The organism is Butyricicoccus sp. AM78-15b2TA (assembly GCF_027665985.1).
Lineage (GTDB): Bacteria > Bacillota > Clostridia > Oscillospirales > Butyricicoccaceae > Agathobaculum > Agathobaculum butyriciproducens.
Genome location: NZ_JAQEHY010000013.1, coordinates 75,120 through 81,119, shown reverse-complemented (window position 1 = coordinate 81,119; position 6,000 = coordinate 75,120). Strand labels below are relative to the sequence as shown.

The 6,000-nt window shown below is 52.3% G+C and carries 4 protein-coding genes and 2 tRNA genes; 5 read left to right on the top strand and 1 reads right to left on the bottom strand.

Annotation, left to right across the window (positions count from 1 at the left end; genetic code table 11):
• Window positions 1-1,107 precede the first annotated feature (1,107 nt).
• From PGS25_RS11920 to PGS25_RS11900, 5 genes are all read left to right on the top strand, one after another.
• Window positions 1,108-2,334: a cation:proton antiporter gene (locus tag PGS25_RS11920; RefSeq protein ID WP_270418847.1), complete on the top strand. Its 1,227-nt coding sequence runs from the start codon at window positions 1,108-1,110 to the stop codon at window positions 2,332-2,334.
• 219 nt (window positions 2,335-2,553) lie between these two features.
• Window positions 2,554-3,393, top strand: coding sequence for a hypothetical protein (locus tag PGS25_RS11915; RefSeq protein ID WP_270418846.1), 840 nt, complete (start codon window positions 2,554-2,556; stop codon window positions 3,391-3,393).
• Window positions 3,394-3,410: 17 nt separating this feature from the next.
• The gene (locus PGS25_RS11910) at window positions 3,411-3,761 is read left to right on the top strand and encodes an arsenate reductase family protein (protein ID WP_118729629.1); all 351 of its coding nucleotides are present in this window, start codon (window positions 3,411-3,413) and stop codon (window positions 3,759-3,761) included.
• Window positions 3,762-4,341: 580 nt separating this feature from the next.
• Window positions 4,342-4,430 (top strand) — tRNA-Ser (locus PGS25_RS11905).
• Between the two features lie 66 nt (window positions 4,431-4,496).
• A tRNA-Ser gene (locus PGS25_RS11900) sits at window positions 4,497-4,587 on the top strand.
• A 113-nt stretch (window positions 4,588-4,700) separates the two neighbouring features.
• On the opposite strand, the gene PGS25_RS11895 is transcribed toward PGS25_RS11900, so the two are convergent.
• Entirely contained in the window at window positions 4,701-5,879 is a 1,179-nt protein-coding gene (locus tag PGS25_RS11895) for a tyrosine-type recombinase/integrase (RefSeq protein WP_270418844.1), read from the bottom strand.
• Window positions 5,880-6,000 lie beyond the last annotated feature (121 nt).

The window sequence follows — 6,000 nt, the reverse complement described above, 5'->3', positions numbered from 1 at the left end:
AGAGTGCGGCGCCCGCCGCGGGGGCAAAAAGGAAGGACAACCTGCGGTTTTCCTTCCTCTTTGGACTCCTACCTTTCCCTTGCTTGGTAGTCCGGCGCAGATTGCCAACATGTGACCGCTGCGAAATAGGGGGACGGCAGAGGATTTTTTCTCTGCTACGGACGAACTACCTTCGGAGTCCGTCCTCTTGAGCAACCTGCTCGCAGGGTCAGATACCGTTCTGCTACACATGCGGGTTAATCAACGCAAGGCGCGGCATGACAGTGCCGCGCAAATCCTTGGCACGTTGTACCGCACGGCACCTACGAATTTAGACGTTTGGTACAATTTATCCTCGTAGGTGCTGTCTATCATAACGCGCTTACGAATTGCGCGGCACGGTCATGCCGCGCCTGCGTAGAGTAAACCACCTGTGTAGCAGTAATCTATCTGTGAACTACGAATATTTCACGAAAGACACGCAACGGTAACCCGACTGCCGTTCCCCCATTTCGGAGCGGTCGCCGGTCTCTGGTCTGTGCCAGACCCTCTAAGGGAAAGGGGAGATTCACAAGAGGGTGGAAACCGCAGGTGTCTCCCCTCTTGTGCGCCTGCGCGGCGTTAGCGCACATTTCGTTCGCTTCTCAAGCGGCGACTATATATAATAGGAATAGGCGAAGAAAAAACACTTGAAATTTCCGTGCAATATGATATAATGGAAAAGCTAAAATTTCAATGCCTTGCAAGCTTATGCTCGCAAGGCGTTCTTTTTTTGCCTTGCGGCATAGACGGGGCATAAAAAACAATCCAAGTTAGACGAGTTAGGCTTCCTGCTGGCGTACCCGCTGCAGATCTTTGTGGTTGGTCCGTTCTGCCGATTTGTGTTTTACGGACGCATGGGCGCGCGCACGCATATCTTCGCAGAGGGATAACAGGCGATTTCGGAAGGATTTGCTGGATAATGTCAGAAAATAGCGAAACTGGCAGAGTGCACAGAGATTGAATGCGCTGTTTGGTAATTTCGTTCAAAATCACGGAGCAAAAATTGAAATCTTAGCTGGTTCTTTGCGCGAAAAAGAGTATAATATTCTATGCAAAAGGTTATCACATTAAGAAAGGGTGGGAACAATGTCATATGACTTTCTGTTGACGATTGCGATCATCATGTTGTTCACAAAGGTATTCGGCCTTACTTCGGAGCGCGTGCATATGCCGCAGGTTGTCGGTGCACTGATTGCCGGTGTGCTGGTTGGCCCGAGCTGCCTCGGCTGGGTAGGCGAGACCGATTTTCTGGTAAAGGCCGCTGAGATCGGTGTAATTATCCTGATGTTTAACGCAGGTATGGATACTGATCTGGACGAGCTGAAAACCACCGGTTTTGCGTCCTTCGTTATTGCGCTGATCGGTGTTATCGTGCCGCTGATCGGTGGTGTTGCATGCTATCTGGCGTTCGACAATGATCCGACCGACCCGATGAACATGCTGAAGGCTGCTTTCATCGGTGTCGTTCTGACCGCTACCTCGGTTTCGATCACCGTTGAGACCCTGCGTGAGATGGGCAAGCTGAAAAGTAAAGTCGGTACAGCAATCCTCGGCGCGGCTGTAATCGACGATATCCTCGGTATCGTGGTGCTGACCATTCTGACCGCACTGACTGACCCGTCGGTAAAGCCGATTCTGGTACTCGGCCGCATCGTTGCGTTCTTCGGTTTCGTACTGGTTGTTGGTCTCGTTATGTACCGCGTATTCCTCAAGATGGAGGAGAAGTGGCATCATCATCGCCGTATTGCAATCTATGCGGTAGCATTCGCATTCCTGATGAGCTACGTTGCAGAGCGTTACTTCGGTATTGCAGATATCACCGGTGCATACTTCGCAGGCATCGTAATGTGCCGTCTGTCCTCTGCGCGTGACTACGTTGCAAGCAAGACCAACGTGCTCGGCTACATGCTGTTCTCTCCGCTGTTCTTCGCTTCCATCGGTATTAAGACCAACCTGGAAGGTCTGACCAGCACCATGGCGATCTTCGCAGTGGTACTGACCATCGTTGCAATCCTGACCAAGATCATCGGCTGTGGTCTCGGTGCCCGCGTCATGGGCTTCCAGACCTATGATGCATTCTCCATCGGTCTGGGCATGGTATCTCGCGGTGAGGTTGCACTGATCGTAGCACAGAAGGGCGAGCAGGCCGGTCTGATCGACCCGCACATGTTCCCGCCGATCGTACTGGTCGTTATCGTTACTACGCTGGTAACGCCGATTCTGCTCAAGCTCGGCATGAGTAAGCAGACTCCGGCAAACACGGAGTTCAATGCACAGGAAAAGGTGCAGATGCCCAAGGTAAGCCAGCACTGATTGCTGTCGCGGAACCATGGTTCCGCTGGTACATGCTCCCGGATTTTTGGAATTTGCACGGCAAATTCTATTGAACACGCGCAATGCGCGAAACAACCGTCTGTTTTGAACAGGCGGTTGTTTTTATATGCAAATATCAATTATTCGCTGTATTGAAGCCTTGCGGCAAGTATGCTATAATAGTAGCGTTTAATACTATCTCTTAATGGAGGAAACAACATGAAAGCAACGAAGCTTCTGCCGATTCTGGCGGTCGTGCTGTGCGTTCCGGGGATTGCGCTGCGCGCGCTGCACCTGCTGAACGGTTTTGACGTAAGCACCGGCTTGCCGACGGCAGGCGATAAATGGATCTGGTTCGTGATCGCGCTGTTCGCTATCAGTGCAATCGTATATGCTGTGCTGGCGCTGCCGCTTAAGACGCGCAATAAGGTACCGTTTGAGCAGCTGCTCGGTACGAAGGAGGCGCTGTTCCGCATGGCGGCTGTCGTTGCGGGACTGATTGTAGCGGCGGGCAGTCTGGGTTACCTGTATCTGACCATCACCACAGCAGAGCAGGACGCGGCTGCATGGGCACGCGTTCTGGAGATCGTCTACGCGATCATGGGCGTGCTGACCGGCGGCTGCATGATTGGTCTGGCCAAGGCACAGGGCGTACAGATGACGGAAAAGAGCGCCGCAATGACGCTCGTACCGCTGTTCTGGAGCTGCCTGCATCTGCTGGTCAACTACCGCATGACCTGCACCGATCCGAAGCTGGCGTCGTTCGGCTTTGGACTGGTAGCGGATGTGATGATTGTGCTGGCGTTTTATGAGCTGGCGCGTCTGCTGTTTGGTAAGCCGGCTCCGGCTATGCTGGCGTTCTTTGCCGCAGTGGCGGTCACCATGTCGGTGTCGGATATCGGCGGCTACGGTCTGGCTATGCTGATGGGCATTCCGTCCATGTGGTCGATCAAAATGGTGCTGCGCGGCATTCTGGGTGCAGCAGCGTGCGTTATGCTGGCCGCTGAGCTGTTCTGCCTGTGCCGCTCGGACGCAGCGCAGACGGCAGCCGAGGATTAACAGAGGAGGACAACGAAATGCTGTTTGTATGCTATCCCAAGTGCTCGACCTGCCAGAAGGCGAAGGCGTGGCTGCAGGAGCGCGGCGTGGCGTTTGACGAGCGTGATATCAAGCAGGACAATCCGACCGAGCAGGAGCTGCGTGCGTGGCATGAAAAGAGCGGTCTGCCGCTTAAGCGGTTCTTTAATACGAGCGGTCTGCAGTATAAGGCGCTGGGGCTCAAGGACAAGCTGCCGGCTATGACCGAGGACGAGCAGTATGCGCTACTCGCGACCGACGGCATGCTGGTCAAGCGCCCGCTGCTCATCGGAGAGGACTTTGCTCTTCCGGGTTTTAAGGTAAAAGAATGGGAAGAAAAGCTGAAATAAGGCACAAAAACAGACGAACCCTTGCGGTTCGGCTGTTTTTTTTGTTGGCAATATGAGTTAAGAGTGGAGAGTTAGGAGTGAGGAGTTGGAAATTGAGAATTGAAAATGGAGAATGGAGAATTAAGAGTGGAGAGATTTAACACCGAGCAGTGATTATACCCGCAGGAAATGGATAATCTGCACAAACTAACGAGTTGCGCGGCACTGTCATACTTCAGAGTACCTTCTCTTGCCCTTCAGGCAATTCATCTTGTGCCGCGCCTGCGTAGAGTAGCCGACCTGTGTAGCAGTACGGTAAGCGAAATGCGAATATGCGGATACAACGCGGAAGAAAAAATCCTCTGCCGTACTCCTTTTCCTGCTTACGCAGTCTACTATCTGCACCCAAGGTAGGCTACCAAGGGAAACGGGTGTTCAAAGAGGGTAGAAACCGCAGGTGTCTACCCTCTTTGCTCCCACGGTGAGCGTCGCATCTCTGCATGAAATTGTGATAAGAAAAAAGTGAGAACAAATGTTCACATATGTGTTGACAAACACGAGGATCTGGTGTAAAATATATCTTGCTTATCGGGCAAGATACGGAACGGTATCGAAGTGGTCATAACGAGGCGGTCTTGAAAACCGTTTGTCCGAAAGGGCGCGTGGGTTCGAATCCCACCCGTTCCGCCAATCACGAGATTGCGCGCGGAGGGTTCGATCGAGAATAACTCCGCGCACAACTCAATACCTTGACATGGAGACATACCCAAGCTGGTGAAGGGGCTCCCCTGCTAAGGGAGTAGGTCGAGAAATCGGCGCGAGAGTTCAAATCTCTCTGTCTCCGCCATGAAAGCTGCACTTTTTATTACGAAAAGTGCAGCTTTTCTGCATTTATAGATGGAAAATGATAACTTTTAGAACGACTTAATTTTTCTTGACAGCAATCGTGACAGCAACGGGCTAATTTACGGCTCCCAAACTGGAGATCAGCTCCTCCATACGGGCGGCACTGCTGCGCTGCATTTGGTCACTGACATGAGCGTAGGTTTTCAGCGTAAACGAAGCTGTACTGTGACCTAAATTCGTCTGCACGGTCTTAATATCATCGCCGTTTTCCAGCGAAATCGTAGCGAATGAGTGGCGCAGAGAATGAAACGTATAATCCCCCATACCGCAGGAACGCAGCAGACGCTTGAGGTGCTTGTATACGGTCTGGTGGTTGAGTGCGCGGCCAAATTCATTGGTGAAAACCAGATCAAACGGATTGTTCCACAGCGGTCCGGCGGCTAAACGTTGACGCTGCTGCTTGGTGCGCTGCTTCTGAAGCGTCAGCATAGCCGTTTCCGCCAGAATAATACGCCGCTGCTTGTTCTCTTTCGGGTCAATGAGCGTATAGCTGTAATCACCTTTCTTGCATTTCTGCTGGAGCTGCTTGCGTACAACAAGGCTGTTCCGGTCCCAGTCAATGTCAGCCCAGCGCAAGCCGAGAATTTCGGACTGGCGCATACCGGAGAAAATATCGAGGAAGAACAGATAATAGAATTCGTCCTTGCGGATCAGATCGAGAAACTGATTCAGCTCGGCAGAGGTGATCGCTTTGGCGCGGGTTTGCGTTACACGCGGCAGAGAGCAGAAGTCAGCAACATTGCGCTGTAAGATCTCATCGCGCTGTGCGGCGGTCAACAGGGCGTGCAGCGTGCCGAATACGGTGTGTACAGTCTTGGGGGCAAGTCCTTTACCGCCTGCGCTTAAAGACGAAGCAAAGCGCTGTACCTCGCGGTGGGTGAGGTCGGTTAAACAGCGGGAACCCAGTGCGGGAAGAATATGCAGCCGAAGATTTTTCTCGTAACTGCGCTGTGTGGAATCGGTCAGCGTGGCAACATGAGTTGCCATGTATTCTGCGGCATATTCGGCTACCGTGATTTTACGCGGTTCCTGAAAGGTGCCGTTGTCAATACTGGAGGTTGCAGCACGCAGTTTCTCTGCGACCTCTTTCTGCGTTTTGCCGTAAATGGTATGACGACGAGGCTTTCCGGTTTCCGGATCGTATCCGGACACATACTGACCCTGCCAGCGACCGTCTTTCCGCTTGGTAATAGAGCCGCTTCCGGCTTCGCGCTTTTTATTTTTTCGTGCCATAAGTAGAAAAATACTCCTTTCCGGCACATACAGTTCGGTTGTATGTAAATAGTATAGCACAGCTATGCAAGTTTTGCACAAGCTGGGGATAAATGCTGTGCGTGAGATAAGATGAGGGCAA